Source organism: Pectobacterium parmentieri, from assembly GCF_001742145.1.
Lineage (GTDB): Bacteria > Pseudomonadota > Gammaproteobacteria > Enterobacterales > Enterobacteriaceae > Pectobacterium > Pectobacterium parmentieri.
Map to the genome: position 1 here is coordinate 4,219,743 of NZ_CP015749.1, position 24,053 is coordinate 4,243,795.

The window sequence follows — 24,053 nt, forward strand, 5'->3', positions numbered from 1 at the left end:
AGAACGTCCAATTCCATCATGGTTAGCGCGCGATCGTACTTTATGTATCTGAATAGCGGTAGCTTTCAATCGGATGAAAAACGGCTATGTTTCACAATTTACTGATTTAAGACGATAAAAATTGCTGCTTTGCGCGGCGATTCGCAGGGTGAAGCGTTGTTTTGGTATTGAGGGGATATTTTCTGCCGCAGACGGTTATACTCGTCATACTTCAAGTTACATGTACGTTGGCTGCGCTACTCGGCCCACTTACGTGGACCTCGCCCGTTGGGGCCACTGCAACGGCTGCCTGAAACTTGAATTATTTAGAGTATATACTGTCAGCTAATCGACGTTATTTATAAAAACTTCACCGGAAGCAAGCATGCTAAGTTACCGCCACAGTTTCCATGCCGGCAATCACGCCGATGTGCTGAAACACACCGTTCAGAGCCTGATCATCACGGCCCTGAAAGAGAAAGAAAAACCTTTCCTGTATCTGGATACCCACGCGGGTGCCGGACGTTATCAGCTTAGCGGCCCACACGCCGAGCGTACAGGCGAGTATCTGGATGGCATCGCGAAGATCTGGCAGCGTGACGATATTCCGGCTGAACTCGAACCTTACATGCAGGCGGTGCACACCTATAACCACAACGGACAACTGCGCTATTACCCCGGTTCTCCGTTGATTGCGCGTCAGCTACTGCGCGAGTACGACAAACTCCACCTGACCGAACTGCACCCCAGCGATTTCCCACTGCTGCGCAATGAATTTCAGAAAGATGTGCGTACCAAAGTGTCGCGTGACGATGGCTATCAGCAGTTGAAATCACAGTTGCCACCGCTTTCTCGTCGCGGATTTGTGCTGATCGACCCGCCTTATGAGTTGAAGACGGACTATCAGGCCGTGGTTAAAGGCATTAAGGAAGGGCATAAACGCTTTGGCACGGGCGTATTTGCACTGTGGTATCCAGTGGTGCTACGTCAGCATATCAAGCGCATGCTGAAAGAACTGGAAGCCACGGGCATTCGCAACATTCTGCAAATTGAGCTGGCGGTGCTGCCGGACAGCGACCGCTACGGTATGACGGCGTCGGGCATGATTGTGATTAACCCGCCGTGGAAGCTGGCGGCGCAGATGAAGAGCGTGTTGCCGTGGCTGCATAGCGTGCTGGTACCAGAAGGCACCGGGCATACGCTAGTGGAGCAAATCGTCCCAGAATAATACGCGGCGACTGTTGTGGGCGACGCGGTCGGTTTTTCCTATTGTAACCATAGGCATAACCTTTATTGGTCACGTGGCTCTGGCGTTACACTCTAGGCAAATTTTATTCACTTAAGCATGGATACACTGATGACCAAACACTATGACTATCTTGCTATTGGCGGCGGCAGCGGCGGTATCGCGTCTATCAACCGCGCGGCGATGCATGGACAAAAATGTGCGTTGATCGAAGCGAAATATCTGGGCGGTACCTGCGTCAACGTCGGCTGTGTGCCGAAGAAAGTGATGTGGCATGCGGCGCAGATTGCCGAAGCGATCCATCAGTACGGCCCGGATTATGGGTTCGATACCACGGTGAATCAGTTTAACTGGGGCACGCTGGTCAAGAACCGTAGCGCCTACATCGATCGTATTCACCAGTCCTACGATAATGTGTTGGGCAAGAACAAGGTTGATGTCATCCACGGTTTTGCCCGTTTTGTTGATGCGCACACGGTGGAAGTGAACGGCGAAAAAATTACGGCTGACCATATTCTGATTGCGACGGGCGGACGCCCGGTTCACCCTGATATCCCAGGTGCAGAATACGGTATTGATTCCGACGGTTTCTTTGAACTGGATGCGCTGCCGAAGCGTACCGCTATCGTCGGTGCAGGCTATATCGCAGTGGAGATTGCTGGCGTGCTGAACGGGTTGGGCTCTGAAACTCACCTGTTTGTGCGTAAACATGCCCCGCTGCGCAGCTTTGATCCGCTGATCGTCGATACGCTGGTGGAAGTGATGAACACCGAAGGGCCGACGCTGCATACCGAGTCGATCCCGAAGGCAATTGTGAAGAATGCCGATGGTAGCCTGACGCTGGAACTGGAAAACGGGCAGTCACAAACCGTTGATTGCCTGATTTGGGCGATTGGTCGTGAACCCGCGACGGATAACCTGAACCTGAGCGTTACCGGTGTGGGGCTGAACGACAAAGGCTACATCAATGTCGATAAATTCCAGAACACCAACGTTTCTGGCATTTACGCTGTCGGCGATAACACCGGTGCCGTCGAGCTAACGCCGGTTGCTGTCGCGGCGGGGCGTCGTTTGTCCGAGCGTCTGTTTAACAACAAACCGGACGAGCATCTGGATTACAGTAATATCCCGACCGTCGTCTTCAGCCACCCGCCGATTGGCACCGTTGGGTTAACCGAACCACAGGCGCGTGAGCAGTACGGCGACGAACAAGTGAAAGTGTATAAGTCCGCCTTCACCGCGATGTACACCGCTGTCACGCAGCACCGCCAGCCGTGCCGCATGAAGCTGGTCTGCGTGGGCAAAGAAGAAAAAATCGTCGGTATCCACGGCATCGGCTTTGGTATGGATGAGATGCTGCAAGGCTTCGCGGTTGCCGTCAAAATGGGCGCAACCAAGAAAGATTTCGACAACACCGTCGCTATCCATCCGACTGCGTCGGAAGAGTTTGTGACGATGCGGTAATAGTCTAGGGAAGCGGGTCTTACTGCTTTTCTGGAAGACGAAAATATGCTGGTTGAATAGTGAACTATTTGGCCAGTATGTTTTATGAAGGTATAACCTGGTCTAACTGATTTTTTCAAATGGTACGTGCTCCGTTGGTGCTGTGAGCCGATCCAATCTTCGATTTTTTGCCAACAAATAGATACCAATATAATTATTTATTGAATAATTTAATTTATTGCTAATTAATGTATCTATATTACAATGCTTATTGTATTCCTTTTCCTCTACGGAAATAGGATACCTTATCGTTTTTTTACTAATGGAGTCTATGGTTAGGTAGCTTGTCTTAAATCTGAAAATAATCTATAGCATGAATTGTTTCCCTATCGTTTGAGCGTTGTAAATGTGATGTCATCAAAATCACAGAAACAACACAAGGAATGGTTCTATGAGCTATAAAGAAAGTGCGGCACATAATGATTTTTTCTATGGGCTTGATATAAAGAAATTACCTGATCAATTTCAGGAGTTAATTGATATCATGGGGTTAGAGGATGCCTATATTTTTTCAAAATTATTTGGTGGGCAATGCAAATATATTCCCAAATCACCGAAGTGTTTTTGCTTAGATATCAATGGAGATTCTGTAGCGCGATTATGTCAGGAATTTGGTGGTTTAAGTATCGATGTTCCCCACGCTAAAAATATTGACAGGCAGTTACGTAATCGTGAAATAATCAATTTATTAGATAGGGGGAAATCGCGGACGGAAGTTGCTAAAATATATAACCTCGGAGTAAGGCAAGTGGCTAATATCAAGAAGACTGTGTATAAATAAAGCGTATGAATAGCATTGATAAATAAAAAGCATCCAAGACAGCGTGGATGCTTTTTATTTGTTGATTTTTTAAAGTGAAATAGTTTTACCGATTTTGAAATCTCCAGATTTTTGCCCAAAGTCGGTTAATAGGTAGGTTGTTGGCGTTCTATGTTCTCCCATTGCGATCAGGTAATCATGTGTTTCGGTATGGTAGAAAAAGATACTCACGCTTTTTTGACTATTGCCAGAAGAAGCATGTAGCACGGGCTGACCATCATAGGTGTAGCTGCCTGTCGCTTTCCCTCTTCCAAATGTCACATCATTCATGGCTTGTTTCATGTTGGCGTAGCGATTTTTCTCAAGGTATTCTGCTAACTCCTTTTCTGCCTGCATTTGGTTGAAAGGACCGCTTTGTACACCTTGATCAATGATATAAATATCAGACATATTATTTCTCCAAAAGAAAATACAGGGGATGGGGAAGGCAGGAACTCTCCTGCCTTCCGATTGCTGGATCAGGAAACCGTCCAGGTATTGTTTTGTTGCAGTGTAGCGACAACGCTGTAAATGTTTGGCTCAAACACTAATTCAACGGCATCGCTGATTTGCTCAATATCCAGAATTTCACCTTCTTCATAGTTACCAAATACAATCCAGTAAGAAGGATGTGGGATAAACTCAATATGTAAATTTGGCTGTGCCGCCTGCACGAAGGTTCCTGCATTGCTCATTCCAATACCGACAGCAGCCTGCTTGAGTGGAACGTTGCCGCTTTCATCAATATAGAGTGAACCCGCTTGGCCAGTGAATGATGTCGGGCCAAAGAGATACCCTCCATTGTAGTCTAATGTGATGGTATTCGCTGACTGAAGGTTGGCAGGAATTTCTTCGCCCCCTTCAAAAATAACACCAGGTTTGACTTCCCCGGTATCTGACCAGACGAAAGAGTAATCAATGTTCCAGCGGAAGGTTTCGTGCACGTTCGGATTCACGAACTTGCTGAACCATGCCAGTGAGAAAATATTCCGCGCCTTCTGGTCCGGTGCCTTTTGAAAGATTGCTACATTGCCTGAATTACTTGATTTGTTGATAAACTCAACGCTGTATTGATTAGACATAGTGTATTCCTCTTTATTATGAACCCAATATTAGGCTCAATCACTATTATCCACAGGACTATATTCAAAATAATAGGGAAGTAAGTCCTGTTAATTATTGTTATGATTTTTTGAGTCTGTCAGTAATCTTTTTATTGATATAGTTAGATGGTTCAGTAATGCCAGCGGGAGAAAATGAATAATTAACGAGTTTATAGCACAGATATTTATTGGGAATAATTCAGCCTGCTGTTAATTTTCTAGCCCTCTTGGGGATAGTACATCGAGGGGAAAACAGAATTTATAAGGTGAGGTTAGATTAGCATGACTGGGAGCAACGCTTTGCCTGCCTTGGGTTTCCTATTTTTCTATAATGTGTATGTGTCGCAGTATTTTGAGATGACAGAGTGATAATGATTATCGTTAGTGTTTTGTTTGTGATAAGTTGCGGTGAATGGGTTTTATCCCGCTGACTGATTTTTCCCTTACAAAACATATCGGCTTTCTCACTATGTCTTTAGCTAATCGCACGACGTCTTCAGCCTATCGGTTGTTCAATGTATGTTTAGAGAGCAAGACGCTGCTCTCGCCCTCGCTTGTTCGCTGTGTGTTCACCGGCCCGGAAGTGCGCCAGATGAAACTGGACGCGCCGGATCAGCGCATCAAACTGCTGTTCGCCAGCGAAAGCGGGGAACAGGTGCCGATGGCGGTAAGCGACACATGGTATCAGGACTATCTGGCGCTACCGCGTGAGCACCGTCCGATTCTGCGCACCTATACGCTGCGTTCTGTCTCACGTGAATCACAGCAGGCGGCGATCGATTTTGTGCTGCATGGTGATACCGGGCCTGCCTCAAGCTGGGCGAGTCATGCTAAGCCGGGCGACGCGCTACAGATCGTCGCGCCCAACGCGGAAGCCGATGGCGACAGCGGTGGCTATGAATGGACACCGCACGATGGTGTGGAGCAGGTGCTGTTGATTGCGGATGAAACGGCGCTGCCAGCAGTTATGGGGATTCTTGAGCAACTGGCTGCTCAACCTTCCCCGCCATCGGTACAGGCTTTTCTTGAAGTGCCGAAAGCGGCCGACTGCGTGACATTGGGCGACTTCCCTTTTGCCCAGATTCACTGGCTGCCGCGTGAGGAAACTGGCAGCACAATATGGGGTGAACGCCTGCTAGCTGCGGTGCGACAGGATGTGAAAATCCCCGCCAGCGCCTGCACTAACTGTGATGAAACGGCACAGGAAACGCCGGAAGACGCGCTACTGTGGGAGCGGGCAACGGCACATCGCCCGTTTTACGCTTGGGCGGCGGGAGAGTCTTCCGCCATCAAACGGCTGCGCCGCTACCTGCTCGACGAGCGCCACCTCGATAAAGAAACGATCAACTTTATGGCTTACTGGTCGCATCGCTAAGAGAAAGTATCTATGTGTCTGGCTGAAGAGATTTATTTGGTATAGCCAGACTCTGCCGTATATTACGTACAGTTTAATTAGGATAGCTTACTTGCTGCGTGGAGCGCTCATCTCATGAATACACCTTTCCCTTCTTTCCGTTATCACCCTAATCCGTTATCGACCGGGAGTATCAAAGCGGCTGATGATGTCTGCCTATGTTGCAATCAGGCACGTGGCTATGTTTATACGGCTTCGTGCTATACCGCGCATAAGCTGCCTGAAAAGAAATTTTGCCCTTGGTGTATTGCAGATGGTAGCGCGGCAGCACGCTATGACATGCACTTTTCTGACGAGCACCCACTGTTCAGTGAAGGTATCGCCGTGGAGATCATTGAGGAGGTATGCAGCCGTACACCGGGTTATTCTTCCTGGCAACAGGAAATCTGGCTCTCATGCTGCGACGATGCCTGTGCATTTGCGGGGGATGCCAGCCGTGAAGAGCTTGTCGCATTGGGGGCAGAGGCGTTAGCGGTGCAATTTGCGGATTTTTCGTGGCCGTTGGAAACGTGGAAGAACGTGGTTGAGTCCTATCAGCCCGGTGGCGAAACGGCGCTTTACCGTTTTGAATGCTTACACTGTCAGAAGGTGCATTACGGGATTGATTTCTCCTGACTATGCCTTTTGTGGTGTTTTCCCCTTGTTGGGTGATGAATTACCGTGATCTTGACCGAATCGCTGATTGCTTTTACGTTTGCCGCGACGCTCCTGACTTTGACGCCGGGTTTGGATACGGCGCTGATTTTACGTACCGCTACTGTTGAAGGCAGTAAGAAAGCCTTCCATGCCGCGTTTGGTATTCAGGTTGGCTGCCTGATTTGGGGCGCGATGGTGGCGTTTGGTCTGGGAACGCTGATCGCTGCGTCGGAGCTGGCCTATAACATCCTGAAATGGTGCGGTGCGGCGTATCTCTGCTGGCTGGGTCTGCAAATGCTCCTGAAACCCAGAACCGAGCTGGTGATGACGGCGTCACAAGACGCACCGAAGAATCAGAACTGGTTTCTCCGCGGTATGCTGGGCAACGTACTCAATCCGAAAATCGGTGTGTTCTACGTTTCATTCCTGCCGCAGTTTATCCCTGCCGATCATTCGGTGGTGCTGTGGACTTACCTGCTCGTACTGATTCATGTCTTTATTGGCACGCTGTGGTCGTCTACGCTGATCGCTGCGACACGCCCGCTGGCGCGCTTTCCACGTCGTGGCTCGGTGGTTAAATGGATGGATCGAACAACGGGCGTTGTCTTTTTAGCGTTTGCTGCACGTCTGGCTTTTTCCCGGCGGTAGGGTTGGCATTAGCATCGAAATTATCGATAAATGCCTCTCACACATCAGAGTCTACCGAACAATAGCGTGATGAGCGTGAGGATCTCTTTGCTGAGCGGCTGCCCTTTCTCTTCGGCTAGCAGATAGAGTGGGGTGGTGCGCCGTTCCCCTTGCTGTAATGGCAATATTTGCAATTCGCCTTGCGTGATGTGATCTGAAATCCGCGCTTCCGGTAGCCAGCCGTAACCGACCTGATGCAAAACGGCCTGCGTTGCCGCTTCAAACGTTGTGAATGTCCAGTTCTCGACGGACGTCAGTTGCGAATGTGGCGTCGTTCGCGTCACAATCTCTACGCAAGGGTAGCGAGATAGTGTTTCATGGCTTAATGGTGTCGGAAGTGAGAAAAGTGGGTGATGACAGTGTGCGACAGCGACAAAATCAACGTTCATCAGCCATTGCCCAGCTATGCCGTCGAGTTCACGTTGCGCAATGACGTAAATGTCTGCGTTACGTGCCTTCAACTGTTCCGACGTTTCATTACGCAGTACCTCAGTCAGGTGGATACGCGTAGCCGGATGCTGTTTCTGAAAGGTACTGAGCAAGTGGAATAGGCGATCTTTGGGGAACGTACTGTCCACCACCAGGTTAATGCTGGTCTGTTCGCCCATTTTCAGTGAGTGAGCGCGGGCTTCCAGTGCATGAAATGCACGTATTACGGGGTGCGCCTGTGCCAGCAGGCTTTCTCCTTCTGGCGTCAGTGCGGCTTTCCGCCCGTGTATCGTGAGTAGCTCGATACCCAGCCGCTCTTGCAACAGAGAAAGTTGGTAGCTGACAGAAGATTGGCTGCGGTGAAGCGCATTCGCCGCCTGCGTATAGCCGCCCAAATCAATAACCGCTTGAAGAATTTCCCACTGTTCCAGCGTCGTCTTTGTTAGCATCTTTGATATATCTAAATATTGAATGGTTTTCCCTGAAAAATAGCGTTATTCATCGAATTAAGGAAGCTATAGAGTGAATTCACACACTTAAGGAGAACTATCATGCCTGTATTTAACCAACACGACCTGAGTCATTTTGTAGGGAAACACTTGGTATATACCTACGACAATGGCTGGAATTATGAGTTGTATGTCAAAAATGCCAACACAATAGACTACCGCATTCACAGTGGGATTGTGGGTAATCGTTGGGTGAAGGACCAGCAGGTGTATATCGTGCAGGTCGCTCGTGAGGTTTATAAGATTTCATGGACAGAACCGACAGGAACGGACGTCAGCCTGATTGCGAATATTGCCGATAAGGTCTTCCACGGCACCATCTTCTTCCCGCGTTGGGTCATCAACAACCCAGAGAAAACAGTGTGTTTCCAGAACGAGCATATTGCTGAAATGGAAGCATACCGCGATGCAGGCCCTGCGTACCCGACTGAAGTGATCGATGAGTTTGCTACCATCACGTTCATCCGCGACTGTGGTGAAAACGACAACGACGTTATCAACTGTCCTGCCAGCGAGCTGCCTGCTGATTTTCCTGCTTACCTGAAAAAATAAAGAGTAACAGGCGATATGGATGTCGTGTCGCCTGATTCGCTATTGTGGTTTTTTAGTGAACATTGTTTTCATGAATAAATTAATCAAACCTGTGTGACGCAGTTATAGAATAAGCACAACGTTTTAATTTTAAATAATTCATTTTCCATTGAAGCAACTTTCGATAAGGACATCAAACTTCAAAAGGCCATCTTATTAAAAATAAGATGGCCTTTTAACTGATATGGTATGTTTTGCATGTCAGTTAAATTTATTCACTAGCTAATGCAGAGACTCTATCAAGAGCAATGAATTTCCATTGCTGAGCTATTGATCCATTAAATTCAAATAGCTGAACACGCGTGCCTGCACCGCCGCGAGTTTGATCGTCGATGACATAGGATTTATTTGCCTGGCTAAAAATAAATCCAGGTTTGCTCGCAAAATCCCACTTTTGAGTCGGCTCATTCAGATTGGTTAACTGTAAAACGAGATCTGTACCGCTGGCAATATTTTTGTTTTTAATTGCCAGAGCTAGCGCTCCGTCACTTGCCGACAGTGAAATTACCCCTGTTCTAGGATCCAAATTCCACAGGATTTTATCGAGAGAAGAGTCTGCGCGGAGAAGAATTGCAGTGGCGTCTTTTTGTTGATCGGAGACACCCAATGCCAATTCTTGATTCGCTGCATATTTTAAGATACCAATCATAATAATTCCTTTGCTATTAATGTGAGTAGATGGTTTCTGACTGGTTAAATTTCGTCAGTGATTAAACTGTAGTTGTCTTTATTTTTTACGCCACCAGTGAGGTTGAAAAAAACGAATAAATATGTTTTTTTATATTTATTTCATTTGTGATTTGATGAAGGTTTTTATTTTTAAAGGGTTTTATTTTTAGTGTTGGTAACGTATTAAGTTTTTTAAATTCTATAGGGCTGTTTTTTAATTATGTGTATGGTAATTATTTCTACATTATATTTATCAGAGAAAAAACATCTAATTTAAAAATAACTCAGTCTATTCCATTGTTTAGGCAATAATAACGTCATCAGAATAAAAACTCATTCCGAATGGGAGCGGTCTGTTCAAGATAATGAAGCAGACCGCTTGGTATTAATGCTCTGGCCAGAACGGCTCGCCCAGCGTGAGCATCAGTCGGTTGGCCCATGAGAAGAAGGCGGCTGACTGTACCACATCGACAATTTCCAGCGTATCCAATCCCTGCCCTTGCAGTTGTTTCAGGTCGTTTGCGTTGACCTGCGCGGGCGTGGCGGAAAGGCGTGCCGAAAAATCGATAATCGCCTGCCAGCGCGGGCTTTGGCCGATACCTAAATCACCGCCGGGAACGACATCCAGCAGACGCTGCACGTCGCTGTCCTGCTTGGAGAGCTGACTGGCTTTGCGTGCGTGCACTGAGGCGCAATAGATGCAGCCGTTAACCTTGCTGGTGACGGCGGCGATGAGTTCGCGTTCTTTGCGCGGCAGGCCGCCGGAGGTATAGAAAATCCCTTTATCTGTCAGCGTGCGCTGCTCCAGCACTGGGAGGTTACGTCCTAACAAACGGAAATAGTCGGAATCGGTGTGACCGAAGCGCGCCAGAATAGCCTGCTCATCCGCATTGAATGTTGCCAGCGGTTTGGAGGCAATCCACGGTTCCCAGCTTAGTTCTGCTTGAGTGAACGTCTGCGGTGCGGATTTGCCGCTGTACGTCTGCTGCTGGATATTCCACTGACCTGCAACAGCGGCCTGTGAATGAGGTTGGCTAACACGATGACCCGCAATAAGGCGATAGCCGCGCAGCAAGCGACTTTGAAAATTCACAAACGCGATGAGCTGCGACAGCGTCACGATATCGTCTACCGACCAGCCCGCCTGCTCCAACGCGTTGACGTGGGACGCTGAGGCTTGCACAGGCGTTTTCGTCAGGCGTTCGGCATGGTCCAACGCTAACTGTAGCGCGGGTGTCAGCGTCGGTTCCGGGAAATCCGCCAGTCGCTCGGCATAAAAATGCTGTAGCTGCTCATCCTGCTGCCAGCCGCTGATCTTTGTCGCAAACCAGAAGCGCAGTGATAACGGTAATGTCGCGTTGTCATGTGCCGCGGCGTTAAACAGCGCGTCGTAGCTGCCTTGGGTGTGGCGAGTTGCCGCTTCGCGGGTTTTTCTGGCTTCTACGAGGGTGGAATCCGGGCTGATTTCGGCCAGCGCATCCAATACGTCATGGGTGTGTAAGGTGTTAGCGTGCGTCATGCAATCTCCTGCCCGAACGGGCTTTTCTGTTTGACGGAGGGCTTCCAGCCCAAAGCGGGGGCCACCTGAGTGGCAATCAATTCAAGTGAGCGAAGGATCAGCGCATGTGGTGGGTCGATGGAATGCACCTGGAATGTTACATCCGTCGCCCGTTCTAGCGAACTGTCTGCCCGAAGCGACGCAGTGACATCCTGTACAGTGCCGACATGGCTATCGAAGGCGGCGATCAGTGCTTCTATCGAGCTGTGGGGGATCGCGCGGAACGTGCCGGAACGGGCGGCAGAACGATTAAGCCCTTTCTCTGCCAGACTCAGCGCCAGTTGACGATCGTCAGCCACGAAAACGCTGCGTGAGCTGAGGATACGCGGGGCGACGCCTGCGGGTAGCGCGGCCAGATAGGCGTCGATCATCGGGTTTTGCAAGTCGGCGAGCGTGGCGTCTGGAAAGTGCTCCGGGCGCGGCTGGGTACGAGAGAGCATCAGGCCATCGCCCGCTTTTCCTGCCCGCTCCGCACCTTCGAGGGAAAACGTAGCCTGCCAGACGCGCTGATCTAAATGCGGAGCGGCAGGGTAGAGTTGATTGCCGTCTTCGCTCAATGCGTCTCCTCGCCACGCGGCGCGCAGTTTCTCCAGATGGCGTCCGAGGATCTGTCCGCGCTGTGCGCTGTCGTGACCGAACGCGGCAAATGAGGACGGCGTGCCGCCGGAACCCACGCCGACTTCCAGCCTGCCATTGCTGAGTAAATCGAGTACGGCGGTGTCTTCCGCCACGCGCAGTGGTTCTTCCATCGGCAGCGTAATCACGCCAGTGCCGAGTTGAATGCGCTGAGTACGTGCGGCGACCAGTGCCAGAAACACCAGCGGCGACGGTAAGCCGCCTTCATCCGCGTGAAAGTGGTGCTGTGCAACCCAGGCACTGTCGAATCCTAGTTGTTCGGCTTTGACGATTTGCTCCGTTGCCAGTCGGTAGCGCTGTTGGGCGGAAACGTCATCCAGCAAGCGTGTGAAAAATCCCAGGCGTTTCGTTGCCATTTTACAGTCCTTGGTTTAGTGCGAATGTGGGTTCAGTATGAATTGGTGGTCGGTGTGAACGGGCAAACGCCGGGTGTTGCTGTCCAGGGATAGCCTCGATGAGTTCACGGGTATAGCGATGTTCGGGCTGAGCGAAGATGTGTTCCACCGGGCCTGATTCAAGCTGCTTACCGTGGTACAGCACGGAAACGGTATCGGCGATCTGGCGTACTACCGCCAAATCGTGCGAGATGAACACGTATGTCAGCCCCAGCGATTCCTGTAGCTCGGTCAGCAAACGCAGGATCTGCGCCTGCACGGTGACATCCAGTGCGGAAACAGCTTCGTCTAATACCAGCACCTGTGGTTCCAGTACCAGCGCCCGAGCGATGGCGACGCGTTGGCGCTGGCCGCCGGACAGCTCACGCGGTTTGCGCGATAGCAGCGCTACCGGCAGGGCGACACGCTCGAACATTTCATGAATTTTTCGCTCTCGCTGCGCGGCGGTATGGCGATTAAAATTACGCAGCGGCTCCTCGACGATGTCGTACAACCGCTGCGACGGATCGAGCGAGCCAAAGGGGTTTTGATACACCAACTGAATTTTCTGCCGGAACTGACGCAGCGCTTCGCCTTTCAGGTGAGTGATATCGGTGCCATCGATCAGAATGCGCCCGGCACTGGGATGGTGGAAGCCGAGCAGGCTGCGTGCCGTGGTGGTTTTACCTGAGCCGGATTCACCAACAATGGCGTGCGTTGTGCCGCGTGCCACGCTGAAAGAGATGTCATCCACAGCGCGAAAATGCTCGCCTTTGCGACCTGACTGGGGAAAGGTTTGTACCAGATTTTCGACAGAGACAATAATCTCGGAGGCATGGTTGCGCGGTGGGCGTGGTATCGGGTTGAGTGACGGGACATTTGCCAGCAGCGTGCGGGCATAGTGGCTTGAGGGCGCGCTGAGCACGTCAAGCGTCGCCCCTTGCTCCTGAATGTAGCCGTTCTGGAAAACCAGCAGACGATCGGCACGCTCGGCCGCCACGCCCAGATCGTGGGTGACGAACAGCACCGCCGTGCCATTTTCCCGTCTCAGCTCATCGAGCAGGTCGAGAATACGTTTCTGCACTGTGACATCCAGCGCGCTGGTGGGCTCATCGGCAATAATCAGTGCGGGTTTCAGTGCAATTGCAATCGCTATCAACACGCGCTGTTTCATGCCGCCAGAGAGTTCGTGCGGATACTGCTTTGCCCGCAGCTCTGGCTGATTTAGCCCAACGCGTTCCAGCAGCGCCAGCGTTTTCTGGCGGGTGGTCTGGCGGCCTTCCCGCTGATGAATACGCAGAATCTCATCCACCTGTTCGCCGATAGTCTGTACGGGGTTAAGAGAGCTGGTGGGATCTTGTGGGATCAGGCTGATCTGTGCGCCGCGCACGCTGTCCAACCGCTTCTGTGACCAGCCGCTGATATCCACGCCGTTTAACCGAATGGCACCGCGCGTGAGTCTGCCGTTCTCGGCCAGTAAACCGATGACCGCCTGTGCGGTGGTGGTCTTGCCTGAACCAGATTCCCCTACCAGTGCGACGACTTCGCCGGGCTGAATATGGAAAGAGACGCCTTCCACGACGGTTTGCTCACGATCGTCACTGCGGTAGGCAATCGTGACATTTTCCAGAGCCAATACGGGGACTGCTGCGCGGGTTTGTAAGTTGGCTGACAGGCTCATCGTTCCGTCCTCCTGATCGACTGGCTGATGCGGTTGGCGGATAGCACAACGAGTACGACAATCAGGCCGGGGAAGGTGGTCAGCCACCAGGCGGTAGCGATGTAGTTGCGGCCTTCGGCGATCAGCAGACCCCATTCCGGCGTGGGCGGTGGTGCGCCGTAGCCGAGGAAACTCAGCGTGGAGATAGCCAAAATCGCACTGCCAAATTGCAGCGCGGCGAAAGCGAAAACGGTGGTGAGTGAATTCGGTAGGATGTGTCGCCACAGCACGCTGAAAAAGGTGCCACCGCTGCCATAGGCGGCTTCGACGTAGTCGCTATGGCGCACGCGAAGCACTTCTGAACGTACCAGTCGGGTAAAGCTGGCGACGGAAGTGACACCCACGGCAATCGCCGCGTTGACCGTGCCAAATCCCAACAGGATGATGACGCTCAGCGCCAGCAGCAGGCCGGGGATTGCCAGCAAAACATCGATGCTGCGCATGACGAGGCTATCCAGCCAGCCGCCAACGGCACCGGCTAATAGACCAAACAGGCTACCGAGCACCAGACCCAGCCCGACAGCGATAAATGCGCCAGACAGCGAATGTACCGCGCCATAAACAATACGTGCGTAGAGATCGCGCCCAAGCTGGTCGGTGCCGAGCCAGTAGTTTGCGTCAGGAGCCAGCCGCTGGGCACCTGCGATGCCTTCTGTCGGGCTGTAGCTGGTAAACCAGCCGGGAAACAGCGCCCAAAGCGCGACAGTCAGTATCACCAGCCAGGCCAGCAGCAGCCCCGGCTGAAAGGCGTAACGACGCAGAAGCGGTCGCTTGCTCAGAAGGGGAAAGGTGATTTTTTCCAGTTGAACGGTAGTCATTGTGTGGCTCCTGGCGTTCTTTTCAGGCGCGGATCGAGCAGAGGATAGAGCAGGTCGACGGCCAGATTGACGACAACAAAGGCGGTGGCGGAAATCAGCACGATAGCCTGTAACACGCTGCTGTCCTGATAATTCACGGCTTCCTGCGTCAACTGGCCGAGCCCGTTACGGCCAAAGACGGTTTCGGTAATCAGCGCGCCCGCAATCAACTCACCCAGCAGCAAACCAGCGATAGTCAGCGTGGGCAGCATGGCGTTACGGGCGATATGCCGCCAGAGCACCCCGCTGCGGCTAGCCCCTTTCGCACGGGCAACGGCAACAAACGGCTGGGTTTGTACCTGATCGATGCTGCGCATCAGCACCTGAGCCAGCGGGGCGGAGATCGGTAGCGCTAGTGTGAGAACGGGCAAAATCAGCCCTTCCCATTCACCGGGGTTAATAATAGGAATCAGCCCCAAGCGGAAAGAGAAAATCTGAATTAGCACGATGCCTAGCCAGAACGTTGGCACGGAAATAAACAGTGATGGCAGGGATTGCAGCACGGTTCGTAGCCACTGAAACGGCGTCAGTGTCGATAAGAACGCGAGGGCAAACGCCAACAACCCCGCGGCGATGAAGCCCAGTACCGCGAGCAACAGCGTCGGTGGCAGATTCGCGGTGATAAGCTCGGTGACCGGTACGCCAGCCTGAATCGATAGGCCAAGATCGCCACGCAGTATCTGCGCTAGCGCGTGAAAATATTGTGTAAGCACGGGGGTATCCGCACCGTAGGACAAACGCAACTGCGCGATCTGCTCGGCGCTGAGGCCGAGATCTGGGTTTTGAAACTTAATCAGTATGGCATCACCCGGCATCGCCTGAAGTAGGATAAAAGACAGGGTGAACGCAGCCCACAGTACGAGCAGTGCCTGGCCGACGCGCAGTGCCAGATATCGGTTCATGATGCTCTCCTCCCTTTTCTTCGGTGTTATTTATCTAGCCAGGTGTTGTAAAAACTGGGGCGACCAACGGCTTCAAACGCGATGCCTTTTGTGGTGGAGGCACCCGCAAATACCTGTGGTTCTTCAAAGATGGGAATGACGTAAGCCTGATCGATCAGGTAGCTCTGCACCTCTCCTACCAGCGCCAGCCGCTTGCTGCGGTCGGTTTCAGCGGCGATACCATCCAGCAGCGTATTCAGATGCGGGTCGACAAAGTCCTTCACCTTGTCGCTGGAGCCACCTTTTTGCAGCAAGACGTTACGCACTGTGGGGTAATACTGGCTTTTCAGCACATCCGGGTCAGCGCGGCCGACCATCGCGGGTGCCACCCCGGTTTTCAGCGGATCGAGGCTATCCACGGTTTTACTGCCCGCGTCGCCCGCTAACACATTCAGCTTCACGCCGACTTTTGCCCACTGTTGCGAAACCAACTGTAAGGTTTCTTTGTTCTGCGGCTGCGGCAGAGATTCATAGGCGGTCAATTCCAGCGTTTTGCCGTCTTTCTGGCGTAATTTTTGGGGACCGGTTTTCCACCCTGCGTCATCTAGCAGTTTGTTGGCCTGAGCGAGATCGAAGGTCAGCTTGCTGGAAAGGTCGACATAGCCCGCGGCGGTTTTAGCCAGCGGTGACGTGGCCTGCGGGTAGTTGTCTGAGAACAGCGTATCAATGATCTCTTTGGTGTTGGTGGCGTGCAGCAGTGCCTTACGCACGCGGATATCCGCTACCAGCGGGTTATCTGGACGGAAAACCACGCTGTTATTGACGCCGCGCGTAGGCGGGGCATAAAGATTGAAGCCCTGACTTTGTACCCGCTTTTCATCATAGGCTTGGATCTGACGAATGAAATCCGCCTGACCGGAGACCAATGCGCCAATACGCACGCTGTCTTCTGGAGTGACCAGATAGGTAATGCCGTCCAGATAGGCACGCCCCTGATGCTTCGATTTAACCGGAGCCCAGTTGTAATCCTTACGGGCGGTCAGTTTCAGTTCGCGCCCCAGCTTCTCGCTGCTGACCACGAATGGACCGGAGCCAATAACGTTTTTGGCATTACCTAATTGATTGAAATTACGCTCAAGCGTGCTGAGAGAAACCAAACCGGAACCGATGGCTGAAGTGCCTTGTAAAAACCCCGGTGAGGGCTTCTTAAAGTAAAATTTTACTGTCAGCGGGTCGATGACTTCACTACGTCGATAGTTGTTAATGACTTCAGAAACCGGCAGGTTGAGCGCCGTATTCCCTAAACCGTAGGTATCAATGTTTTTCGCTACCGCGTTGGCGTCCAGCGGGGTGCCGTCAGAAAAGCTGATGCCGGGGCGGATCTTGAACGTGTATTCCGTGTTATCCGCGTTGATGGTCCAGGATTCTGCAACCCACGGTTCGATCTCCAACGTTTCCGGGTTCTGGTACGTTAGTTTATCGGTAATTTGATTGAGAATACCGCCGTTCGGATAAAAACCGCCCGCGGGCGTATAGAGATTGGTGTGTGCCTGCTGTTCCAGATAAACCAGCGTGCCGCCAATTTTTGGTGCGTCATTCGCGGCTTGTGCATTCAATGCACCGCCCAGAAGGAGCAATGAGGAAAAAATAGCGAGTTTCTGATGAAGATGCAAAAAAGTTGCCACGATGATTGTCCCTACATTGGATAGTTTTTATTAAATTTATTGGTTTATCAGGTGAATAGGCGTATCGATTACGTCCTGAAACGGGGGGGTAAAGCAGGAAACGCTAACCGTTCGTTAAGGCCGATATTTCCATAGGTGGTAGGAAACAGCAAAGAACAATACCGGTATTGGTTATCCAATTTTTAGGTAGGAAAAAGAGTGATTTTTTGTGGGAGATAGCCGTATTTCGCGTGTGATGGCGTGTTTATTAAGCGTAGGGTCGCAGCGCTGCGAAAACGTCGTCGCAGCGCTCAGGTAGACGGAGGGTTATTTCAGAACCTGCGGATTCACGCAGTTTTCTTTGACCTGGCCGCTCAGAGCAGCAATCAGGTTGTCAACGGCACAGGCAGCCATACCGTAACGGGTTTCATGCGTAGCAGAACCGATATGCGGCAGTGCCACCACGTTGGGTAAATCCAGCAGTGGAGAATCGACGGGCAGCGGCTCTTTGACAAAAACGTCCAGACCCGCGCCCTGAATGGTTCCTTTTACCAATGCTTCCGTCAGTGCCTCTTCATCCACGACGGCACCCCGGCCGATATTAATCAAAATGGCGCTGGGTTTCATCTTTGCCAACTGCTCGCGCCCAATGAGGTGGTGAGTTTCCGCCGTTAGCGGCAGCGTGATACAGAGGAAATCAGATTCGGCCAATAGCGTATCGAGATCGCAGTGACGGGCACTAAAGCGCTGTTCTGCTTCAGCATGATGGCGGCGGGCGTTGTACAGCACCGGCATGCTGAAACCAAAGTGGGCGCGTTGTGCGACGGCCAGACCGATGCGTCCCATCCCCAGAATACCGATGGTTTTATGGTGAACGTCGGTACCAAACCAGTCGCTGCCGATCCCCCCTTTCCATTCTCCTGCTTTGACCCGCTCAGCCACTTCCACAACTCGGCGTGCGCTGGCGAGCATGAGTGCCAGAACCGTATCCGCCACGGTTTCCGTTAGCACGGTTGGGGTGTGCATGAGAATGACCCCTTTTTCATTCATTGCATCGACGTTGAAGGTGTCGTAACCGACAGAAATCGTGGAGGCTGCACGTAAACGCGGTGCGTGTTGCAGGAAATCTTTATCGACTTTACCGCCAGAACCGATGAGGCCTTCTGCCGTTGCCAGGGCTGGGTGATCGAGGGTGGGAAAGGCGTCAAGTTCAGTGACCGTGAAGTGTTGGTCTAAACGAGCGCGTAGGTCGTCAGCAATTGTTTTATACAGGATAACGCTAGGTTTCATCACAAACTCCAGCAGATTAAGGAAGTTAACGTAGAAATCGCTCATCGAATAATCGCGTAGCTGGCGAGAGACTGCAAGTGATACCGCCCCCGCATTTGCCCAAGGTTAACCGCGATTAATGGGGGATTTGCACGATTTGCGCAAGGAGGGATGGCATGACAGCCGCACCAAGCGTACAGAATACGCCCACGGCATGAGCTATGCGTTGGTTACATGATTTTTGATTAAAATAATTCCTTTGTGATTGCTATCACTCATTTTCTTGTAAAGCATTACTGCAAAAAACCGATAACGCTATTTACGGGTAGGGATGTTTTAGAAATGGTGCGGTTATTTAACACGGTGTTGTTAACGGGGGCATAAATGCATTTTTTTACCAGGATTATGAGTAATCTCAAGGTATCTCATAAGCTGTATGGCGGGTTTGGTATTGTCCTGCTGTTAGTGATGATGGCGTCCGGTGTTGGCGCTATACGGTTTTTTATCATCCATGATCTGTATGTTAAAACGACCATTTTGAATGAAATGAATCATTACCTCGATCAGTCAAAAATGGCGAGAGTCAAATATTCATTCACCTTTGCAGATGACAATATCAAGAATCTTAATACCTATATCAATCAGGCAAGTCAGCAAAAAGAAAAAGCGAAAGCGCTAACGTGGGAAGACGGCTATCACTCTGATTTTAATAAGCTTGATCAGGATTTCGTAGATTATGATGCCGATCTGAATACGATGAAATCAGCCGCGAGCGCGGTGGTCGATACGGCAAAGAAAATCAACCAGATGAATGCCTCCGATGCGTTAACAGCATTTATGACCCATCTCTCTGTCGATACGGATGAAAATGCGCTGGCTGCGCAGAAAGAAACCCTTTCACTACAGTTTCTGAAATTGGTTAATAGCACCTATATCTTACAAAGAGAGAACAGCGAAGCGGCGTTTAATGTGCAGAAACAGGTCTACGCCGAATCAAAGGCATCTTATGATGCGCTGGCATCATCGGTCAGTGACGATCGCCGTCGCGTCGTGGATTCTTTTTGGCAAGTATTTGAAAACTATCATCAAACAGCAGAACAATATTACAAGCAACTGGGGCTGCTAAAAACCACAGATGTCAAATTCCGGGCAACCGGAGACAAGATGACGAGCGATATCGGCAGTATTTTGCAAAAACTCGGCGCTAAGAACGATGACATTATCAATAGCTCTGTACTGCAAACGCTGATTCTAGGGGCGATTGCCATCGTATTTGGTTTATTGATCGCATGGTCCGTTACGCGGCAAATTACCCGGCCTATTATCACCAACCTGAAGCTGGCGGAACGGATAGCGGGCGGCGATCTCTCTGCAAATGTCACGGTGGAGCGGCATGATGAGCTGGGGCAATTAACGACGGCGATGATGGTGATGACGGAGAAATTACGTCATTTAATGACTGATATTCGTCAGAGCGTGTACAGCGTTGAGAGTGCTTCCTCTGACATTGCATCGGGCAATCATGATTTGTCATCACGTACCGATCAGCAATCTGCGGCGATTGTAGAAACGGCAGCCAGCATGGAAGAGTTAACGGCGACCGTGAAGAACAATGCCGATAATGCCCGACATGCCAGCCAGATTGCCGGAGAAGCGTCAACCAATGCCAATCGCGGCGGGGATATCATTAACCGCGTGATTAGTACCATGAGCGATATTTCAGGCAGTTCGAAGAAGATCTCCGATATCACGAGCGTTATTAACAGCATCGCTTTCCAGACCAATATTTTGGCATTGAATGCGGCAGTGGAAGCGGCGCGGGCCGGTGAGCAAGGGCGGGGATTTGCGGTGGTCGCCAGCGAGGTTCGCAGTCTTGCTCAGCGCAGTTCACAGGCAGCAAAAGAAATCGAAAGCCTGATTTCAGAGTCGGTTTCTCGCGTAGATACAGGAACGGATCTGGTTTCTCAGGCGGGAACGACGATGGATGACATAGTGGCTTCTGTAAGCCGCGTGAATGACATCATGGGGGAAATCGCCTCAGCATCGGATGAGCAGAGCCGTGGTATTGCACAAATTGGCAGTGCGGTGGCTGAAATGGATACCACTATCCAGCAGAATGCCTCGATGGTGAGTGAATCGTCCGTCGCGGCGAATTCGTTGCAGGAGCAGGCCTCGAAGTTAGCAAAAATAATGTCGGTTTTCCGCATATCCGATGCGGATGTTGCCAGGTTGCCAAGACTGCAAGGGTCTAACACCGGTAATGGGCATTCGGGCAACAAGGCTACGGCTCGCCTGCCGACGCTCGCGTCTCGGGATAATGGGAACGATAACTGGACAACGTTCTGATATCTCGTTAAGTCGATGGCTCAGAGGTGACAGATTGAACTGGAGGGAGTGGTATTTACTGCTCCTTCACTCGTTCCACCCACTGCATGATCAGCGCTGTAGCTTGTGTATCCTGATTAACGTTTTCCTCAACAACGACAAATCCCTGCTTATGGTAAAACCGACAGGCGCGTGTATTCTGCTGATACACTTCCAGACTGAGTAAGGGGAACTGCGCCTGAACATGCTGGATTAACGCTGCGCCAACCTGTTTGCCATAATAGTTGTGTTCCACAAACAGCGCGCCGATAAACCGTGCTTCTAGTACGCTGATAAAACCAATAAGGCTTCCTTGCTCTTCATAAACCCAGGTTTGCGATTGGGGAATATAGATCTCACGTACCTCACTGGCGCTTTCTCGCCAGTAATCTTCACGAATAAAGGGATGTGCCAGAATGGTGCTCGTTAGCCAAAGCTGCATCAGCGGATCGAGGTCGCGGTCGCAGTAAGGGCGGATCATGACGTACTTTCCTGATGACAAAAACAGTCAATCACATGGTCGTTGACCAATCCACCCGCTTGCATAAAGGCGTAGCAGATAGTCGAACCGATAAATTTGAAGCCGCGTTTCTTCAACGCTTTGGACATGGCATCTGAAACGTCCGTTTTGGCGGGAACGTCTGCGAGTGAAACGGGATGATTGAGACGCGGCTGGTGTTCGACAAAAGACCAAATGAAATCCGCGAAGCTCTCTCCTTGACTCTCCATCGCCACCCACACTTTTGCATTGGTGATAATCGCCTCGATTTTCCCGCGATGGCGGATAATACCGCTGTCCTGCACTAACCGATCTACGTCATCCTGCGTCATTTTCGCCACCCGCTCAGGGTTGAACTGGTGGAAGCAACGGCGATAGTTTTCGCGTTTTTTCAGGACAGTGATCCAGGAAAGGCCCGCCTGTTGGCCCTCCAGACACAGTAGTTCAAACAGTTTCTGGCTATCAGTGCAGGGTTTTCCCCACTCGTTATCGTGGTAATCCTGATATAAGGTGTCCTGTGTAACCCAGCCGCAGCGTTGCATTCCTTTCTCCTGATTCAGTTGCGCCGTTAGTGTTTGAACGCACCGTTTATTGTAAGGCAGTCTGCCGTAATATGGTGTGAGCATGGCATTCACGATGCTGTGTATGCAACCAGTATTTTGCGGGCGTGCTCGCAGATATGAAACGTCGTTTGCGGATAGGGCAGAAAGTCGTCGTGGAATCGTGAATAATATTTTGCCAACGGCTCAACGCTGTTCATTGAACATAAGAAAAACATAAACAGAGATAGGGGTACAGGGAATGGCAGTGGAGTGGGTAGCAGCCTATCTGGCGCTAGGTGCGGTGGTTGGCTTTATGGCGGGATTATTAGGTATTGGCGGCGGCGGTATTATGGTGCCAGTGCTGACGGCGCTGTTTGCCGCACAGGGCGTGGATAATACACATCTGGTACATCTGGCATTGGGAACGTCAATGGCGGCGATTGTCGTCACGGCGATTTCCAGTCTGCGTACTCACCATCAGCATCAGGCGGTGCTTTGGCCTGTAGTTATGAAGATTACGCCCGCCATTCTGATCGGGACATTTACTGCTACCTGGCTGGCGACGCTGTTGCCGACGCGGACGCTGGCGATCTTTTTTTCCTGCTTTATGGCCTACGTTGCGCTGCAAATGGTGTTGAATATCAAGCCAAAACCGCAGCGGCAGTTGCCCGGTACGGCAGGGGTATCGCTGGCCGGATTGGTGATCGGCAGCATCTCGGCGCTGGTGGCTATTGGTGGCGGGTCGCTTACGGTGCCGTTCCTGACGTGGTGCAATATACGTATCCAGCAGGCGATCGGTACGTCGGCGGCAGTCGGGCTACCGATTGCCCTTTCCGGTGCGTTGGGTTACATGATCAACGGTTGGTCGGCGAACGGGCTGCCTGATTACAGCGTCGGTTATGTTTCTCTGCCCGCTGTTTTCTTGATTTCTGCCGTCAGCTTCTTCACTGCGCCTGTCGGCGCTCGTCTGGCGCACCGTCTGCCGGTTGCGACGCTGAAAAAGGCCTTTGCGGCATTGTTACTATTGCTGAGCCTAAAGATGTTGCAGACCGTTTTTTCAAGCTGATCCTGAAATTTGAAAGATGATGGCGGGGATTTGCACTTGTTGCCGCATTCTGGCTGTATATCTTGCGGTCAGAGGGTATACTGGCGCATTCCTTATAAATCCACTTGTATCGTGCGCGAATCCAACATGCAAAAGTTTGATACCAAGACCTTCCAGGGCCTGATCCTGACATTACAGGATTATTGGGCTCGCCAGGGCTGCACCATTGTTCAACCATTGGACATGGAAGTCGGCGCAGGCACTTCACATCCTATGACCTGCCTGCGGGCACTGGGGCCGGAGCCGATGGCAACCGCCTATGTGCAGCCTTCTCGTCGCCCGACTGATGGGCGCTATGGCGAGAACCCGAACCGCTTACAGCACTATTACCAGTTTCAGGTCGTCATTAAGCCATCGCCGGAGAATATTCAGGAGCTGTACCTCGGTTCTCTGAAAGAGCTGGGTATGGACCCGACCATTCACGATATCCGCTTCGTGGAAGACAACTGGGAAAACCCAACGCTGGGCGCATGGGGCCTGGGCTGGGAAGTCTGGCTGAACGGTATGGAAGTTACGCAGTTTACCTACTTCCAGCAGGTTGGCGGCTTGGAATGTAAACCCGTGACCGGTGAGATCACCTACGGTCTGGAACGTCTGGCGATGTACATTCAGGGCGTGGATAGCGTTTACGATCTGGTTTGGAGCGATGGCCCGTTAGGTAAAACCACCTACGGCGACGTGTTCCATCAAAACGAAGTCGAGCAGTCGACTTACAACTTTGAACACGCTGATGTCGATTTCCTGTTCAGTTGTTTCGAACAATATGAAAAGGAAGCGCAGCACCTGCTGGCGCTGGAAAAACCGCTGCCTTTGCCAGCTTACGAACGCATTCTGAAAGCGGCGCATAGCTTTAACTTGCTGGATGCGCGTAAAGCGATCTCGGTTACCGAGCGTCAGCGCTATATTTTGCGTATTCGTACCCTGACCAAAGCGGTTGCGGAAGCCTACTATGCCTCTCGTGAGGCGCTGGGTTTCCCCATGTGTCACAAAAACGTGTGCAATAAGAAAGAGAGCTAAGA

At 51.4% G+C, this 24,053-nt stretch carries 23 protein-coding genes; 10 read left to right on the forward strand and 13 right to left on the reverse strand.

Features of this window, described 5'->3' with window-relative positions:
* Positions 1-364: 364 nt before the first annotated feature.
* From A8F97_RS19110 to A8F97_RS19120, 3 genes are all read left to right on the forward strand, one after another.
* On the forward strand, positions 365-1,207 hold the full coding sequence (locus A8F97_RS19110; protein WP_014702066.1) for a 23S rRNA (adenine(2030)-N(6))-methyltransferase RlmJ: 843 nt from the start codon (positions 365-367) through the stop codon (positions 1,205-1,207).
* A 129-nt stretch (positions 1,208-1,336) separates the two neighbouring features.
* A complete protein-coding gene (gene gorA, locus A8F97_RS19115) occupies positions 1,337-2,689 on the forward strand; it encodes a glutathione-disulfide reductase (RefSeq protein ID WP_014702065.1) in 1,353 nt (450 codons plus the stop codon).
* 430 nt (positions 2,690-3,119) lie between these two features.
* Positions 3,120-3,509: a Mor transcription activator family protein gene (locus A8F97_RS19120; protein ID WP_014702064.1), complete on the forward strand. Its 390-nt coding sequence runs from the start codon at positions 3,120-3,122 to the stop codon at positions 3,507-3,509.
* A 69-nt stretch (positions 3,510-3,578) separates the two neighbouring features.
* Here A8F97_RS19120 and A8F97_RS19125 read toward each other — a convergent pair whose 3' ends face one another.
* Together A8F97_RS19125 and A8F97_RS19130 are read right to left on the reverse strand one after the other, a co-directional pair.
* Positions 3,579-3,938 carry a hypothetical protein gene (locus A8F97_RS19125; RefSeq protein ID WP_014702063.1) on the reverse strand — a complete coding sequence of 120 codons (360 nt, stop codon included), beginning with the start codon at positions 3,936-3,938 and terminating at the stop codon, positions 3,579-3,581.
* Between the two features lie 68 nt (positions 3,939-4,006).
* A complete protein-coding gene (locus tag A8F97_RS19130) occupies positions 4,007-4,609 on the reverse strand; it encodes a hypothetical protein (RefSeq protein WP_014702062.1) in 603 nt (200 codons plus the stop codon).
* A gap of 490 nt (positions 4,610-5,099) precedes the next feature.
* Between A8F97_RS19130 and A8F97_RS19135 the strand changes: the two genes are divergently transcribed.
* The 3 genes from A8F97_RS19135 to A8F97_RS19145 all read left to right on the forward strand — a co-directional run bounded on the left by A8F97_RS19135 (position 5,100) and on the right by A8F97_RS19145 (position 7,328).
* On the forward strand, positions 5,100-6,005 hold the full coding sequence (locus A8F97_RS19135; protein WP_033072523.1) for a siderophore-interacting protein: 906 nt from the start codon (positions 5,100-5,102) through the stop codon (positions 6,003-6,005).
* Between the two features lie 114 nt (positions 6,006-6,119).
* Positions 6,120-6,659: a CbrC family protein gene (locus A8F97_RS19140; RefSeq protein WP_014702060.1), complete on the forward strand. Its 540-nt coding sequence runs from the start codon at positions 6,120-6,122 to the stop codon at positions 6,657-6,659.
* 45 nt (positions 6,660-6,704) lie between these two features.
* Positions 6,705-7,328 carry a LysE family translocator gene (locus tag A8F97_RS19145; RefSeq protein WP_033072429.1) on the forward strand — a complete coding sequence of 208 codons (624 nt, stop codon included), beginning with the start codon at positions 6,705-6,707 and terminating at the stop codon, positions 7,326-7,328.
* Positions 7,329-7,372: 44 nt separating this feature from the next.
* Here the strand turns inward: A8F97_RS19145 and A8F97_RS19150 are convergent, their stop codons facing one another.
* On the reverse strand, positions 7,373-8,245 hold the full coding sequence (locus A8F97_RS19150) for a LysR family transcriptional regulator (protein ID WP_014702058.1): 873 nt from the start codon (positions 8,243-8,245) through the stop codon (positions 7,373-7,375).
* Positions 8,246-8,347: 102 nt separating this feature from the next.
* Here A8F97_RS19150 and A8F97_RS19155 point away from each other — a divergent pair, with 102 nt between their 5' ends.
* Positions 8,348-8,857 carry a phenolic acid decarboxylase gene (locus tag A8F97_RS19155; RefSeq protein WP_014702057.1) on the forward strand — a complete coding sequence of 170 codons (510 nt, stop codon included), beginning with the start codon at positions 8,348-8,350 and terminating at the stop codon, positions 8,855-8,857.
* Between the two features lie 250 nt (positions 8,858-9,107).
* Here the strand turns inward: A8F97_RS19155 and A8F97_RS19160 are convergent, their stop codons facing one another.
* The 8 genes from A8F97_RS19160 to ghrB form a co-directional block, all read right to left on the reverse strand.
* Positions 9,108-9,545, reverse strand: a complete 438-nt coding sequence (locus A8F97_RS19160) for an RICIN domain-containing protein (RefSeq protein ID WP_014702056.1) — start codon at positions 9,543-9,545, stop codon at positions 9,108-9,110.
* Between the two features lie 405 nt (positions 9,546-9,950).
* Positions 9,951-11,084 (reverse strand): alkylhydroperoxidase domain protein, encoded by a 1,134-nt coding sequence (locus A8F97_RS19165; RefSeq protein ID WP_033072430.1) that lies wholly within the window; start codon positions 11,082-11,084, stop codon positions 9,951-9,953.
* Positions 11,081-12,115 (reverse strand): putative FMN-dependent luciferase-like monooxygenase, encoded by a 1,035-nt coding sequence (locus A8F97_RS19170; protein WP_033072431.1) that lies wholly within the window; start codon positions 12,113-12,115, stop codon positions 11,081-11,083. Before A8F97_RS19170 ends, A8F97_RS19165 begins: the two co-directional genes overlap by 4 nt.
* Position 12,116: 1 nt before the next feature.
* Positions 12,117-13,814, reverse strand: a complete 1,698-nt coding sequence (locus tag A8F97_RS19175; RefSeq protein WP_033072432.1) for a dipeptide ABC transporter ATP-binding protein — start codon at positions 13,812-13,814, stop codon at positions 12,117-12,119.
* On the reverse strand, positions 13,811-14,671 hold the full coding sequence (locus A8F97_RS19180; protein ID WP_033072433.1) for an ABC transporter permease: 861 nt from the start codon (positions 14,669-14,671) through the stop codon (positions 13,811-13,813). The genes A8F97_RS19175 and A8F97_RS19180 overlap by 4 nt, the downstream gene beginning before the upstream one ends.
* Entirely contained in the window at positions 14,668-15,612 is a 945-nt protein-coding gene (locus A8F97_RS19185) for an ABC transporter permease (protein ID WP_025919768.1), read from the reverse strand. The genes A8F97_RS19180 and A8F97_RS19185 overlap by 4 nt, the downstream gene beginning before the upstream one ends.
* Before the next feature lie 26 nt (positions 15,613-15,638).
* Positions 15,639-17,276, reverse strand: a complete 1,638-nt coding sequence (locus tag A8F97_RS19190; RefSeq protein ID WP_033072434.1) for a TIGR04028 family ABC transporter substrate-binding protein — start codon at positions 17,274-17,276, stop codon at positions 15,639-15,641.
* 306 nt (positions 17,277-17,582) lie between these two features.
* Positions 17,583-18,545 carry a glyoxylate/hydroxypyruvate reductase GhrB gene (ghrB, locus tag A8F97_RS19195; RefSeq protein ID WP_014702049.1) on the reverse strand — a complete coding sequence of 321 codons (963 nt, stop codon included), beginning with the start codon at positions 18,543-18,545 and terminating at the stop codon, positions 17,583-17,585.
* A gap of 363 nt (positions 18,546-18,908) precedes the next feature.
* Here ghrB and A8F97_RS19200 point away from each other — a divergent pair, with 363 nt between their 5' ends.
* A complete protein-coding gene (locus A8F97_RS19200) occupies positions 18,909-20,870 on the forward strand; it encodes a methyl-accepting chemotaxis protein (protein WP_033072435.1) in 1,962 nt (653 codons plus the stop codon).
* Positions 20,871-20,925: 55 nt separating this feature from the next.
* Here the strand turns inward: A8F97_RS19200 and A8F97_RS19205 are convergent, their stop codons facing one another.
* Together A8F97_RS19205 and A8F97_RS19210 are read right to left on the reverse strand one after the other, a co-directional pair.
* Positions 20,926-21,369, reverse strand: a complete 444-nt coding sequence (locus A8F97_RS19205) for an N-acetyltransferase (RefSeq protein ID WP_014702047.1) — start codon at positions 21,367-21,369, stop codon at positions 20,926-20,928.
* The gene (locus A8F97_RS19210; RefSeq protein WP_014702046.1) at positions 21,366-21,929 is read right to left on the reverse strand and encodes a DNA-3-methyladenine glycosylase I; all 564 of its coding nucleotides are present in this window, start codon (positions 21,927-21,929) and stop codon (positions 21,366-21,368) included. The genes A8F97_RS19205 and A8F97_RS19210 overlap by 4 nt, the downstream gene beginning before the upstream one ends.
* 259 nt (positions 21,930-22,188) lie before the next feature.
* Here A8F97_RS19210 and A8F97_RS19215 point away from each other — a divergent pair, with 259 nt between their 5' ends.
* Together A8F97_RS19215 and glyQ are read left to right on the forward strand one after the other, a co-directional pair.
* On the forward strand, positions 22,189-22,995 hold the full coding sequence (locus tag A8F97_RS19215; RefSeq protein ID WP_014702045.1) for a sulfite exporter TauE/SafE family protein: 807 nt from the start codon (positions 22,189-22,191) through the stop codon (positions 22,993-22,995).
* A 126-nt stretch (positions 22,996-23,121) separates the two neighbouring features.
* Positions 23,122-24,051: a glycine--tRNA ligase subunit alpha gene (gene glyQ / locus A8F97_RS19220; RefSeq protein ID WP_005968098.1), complete on the forward strand. Its 930-nt coding sequence runs from the start codon at positions 23,122-23,124 to the stop codon at positions 24,049-24,051.
* Positions 24,052-24,053: the final 2 nt, after the last annotated feature.

Bases quoted from the DNA above. Each gene is read 5' to 3' on its own strand.
- A8F97_RS19110 (WP_014702066.1), top strand. From the start codon at position 365: ATGCTAAGTTACCGCCACAGTTTCCATGCCGGCAATCACGCCGATGTG.
- gorA (WP_014702065.1), top strand. From the start codon at position 1,337: ATGACCAAACACTATGACTATCTTGCTATTGGCGGCGGCAGCGGCGGT.
- A8F97_RS19120 (WP_014702064.1), top strand. From the start codon at position 3,120: ATGAGCTATAAAGAAAGTGCGGCACATAATGATTTTTTCTATGGGCTT.
- A8F97_RS19125 (WP_014702063.1), bottom strand. From the start codon at position 3,938: ATGTCTGATATTTATATCATTGATCAAGGTGTACAAAGCGGTCCTTTC.
- A8F97_RS19130 (WP_014702062.1), bottom strand. From the start codon at position 4,609: ATGTCTAATCAATACAGCGTTGAGTTTATCAACAAATCAAGTAATTCA.
- A8F97_RS19135 (WP_033072523.1), top strand. From the start codon at position 5,100: ATGTCTTTAGCTAATCGCACGACGTCTTCAGCCTATCGGTTGTTCAAT.
- A8F97_RS19140 (WP_014702060.1), top strand. From the start codon at position 6,120: ATGAATACACCTTTCCCTTCTTTCCGTTATCACCCTAATCCGTTATCG.
- A8F97_RS19150 (WP_014702058.1), bottom strand. From the start codon at position 8,245: ATGCTAACAAAGACGACGCTGGAACAGTGGGAAATTCTTCAAGCGGTT.
- A8F97_RS19155 (WP_014702057.1), top strand. From the start codon at position 8,348: ATGCCTGTATTTAACCAACACGACCTGAGTCATTTTGTAGGGAAACAC.
- A8F97_RS19160 (WP_014702056.1), bottom strand. From the start codon at position 9,545: ATGATTGGTATCTTAAAATATGCAGCGAATCAAGAATTGGCATTGGGT.
- A8F97_RS19165 (WP_033072430.1), bottom strand. From the start codon at position 11,084: ATGACGCACGCTAACACCTTACACACCCATGACGTATTGGATGCGCTG.
- A8F97_RS19170 (WP_033072431.1), bottom strand. From the start codon at position 12,115: ATGGCAACGAAACGCCTGGGATTTTTCACACGCTTGCTGGATGACGTT.
- A8F97_RS19175 (WP_033072432.1), bottom strand. From the start codon at position 13,814: ATGAGCCTGTCAGCCAACTTACAAACCCGCGCAGCAGTCCCCGTATTG.
- A8F97_RS19180 (WP_033072433.1), bottom strand. From the start codon at position 14,671: ATGACTACCGTTCAACTGGAAAAAATCACCTTTCCCCTTCTGAGCAAG.
- A8F97_RS19185 (WP_025919768.1), bottom strand. From the start codon at position 15,612: ATGAACCGATATCTGGCACTGCGCGTCGGCCAGGCACTGCTCGTACTG.
- ghrB (WP_014702049.1), bottom strand. From the start codon at position 18,545: ATGAAACCTAGCGTTATCCTGTATAAAACAATTGCTGACGACCTACGC.
- A8F97_RS19200 (WP_033072435.1), top strand. From the start codon at position 18,909: ATGCATTTTTTTACCAGGATTATGAGTAATCTCAAGGTATCTCATAAG.
- A8F97_RS19205 (WP_014702047.1), bottom strand. From the start codon at position 21,369: ATGATCCGCCCTTACTGCGACCGCGACCTCGATCCGCTGATGCAGCTT.
- A8F97_RS19210 (WP_014702046.1), bottom strand. From the start codon at position 21,929: ATGCAACGCTGCGGCTGGGTTACACAGGACACCTTATATCAGGATTAC.
- A8F97_RS19215 (WP_014702045.1), top strand. From the start codon at position 22,189: ATGGCAGTGGAGTGGGTAGCAGCCTATCTGGCGCTAGGTGCGGTGGTT.
- glyQ (WP_005968098.1), top strand. From the start codon at position 23,122: ATGCAAAAGTTTGATACCAAGACCTTCCAGGGCCTGATCCTGACATTA.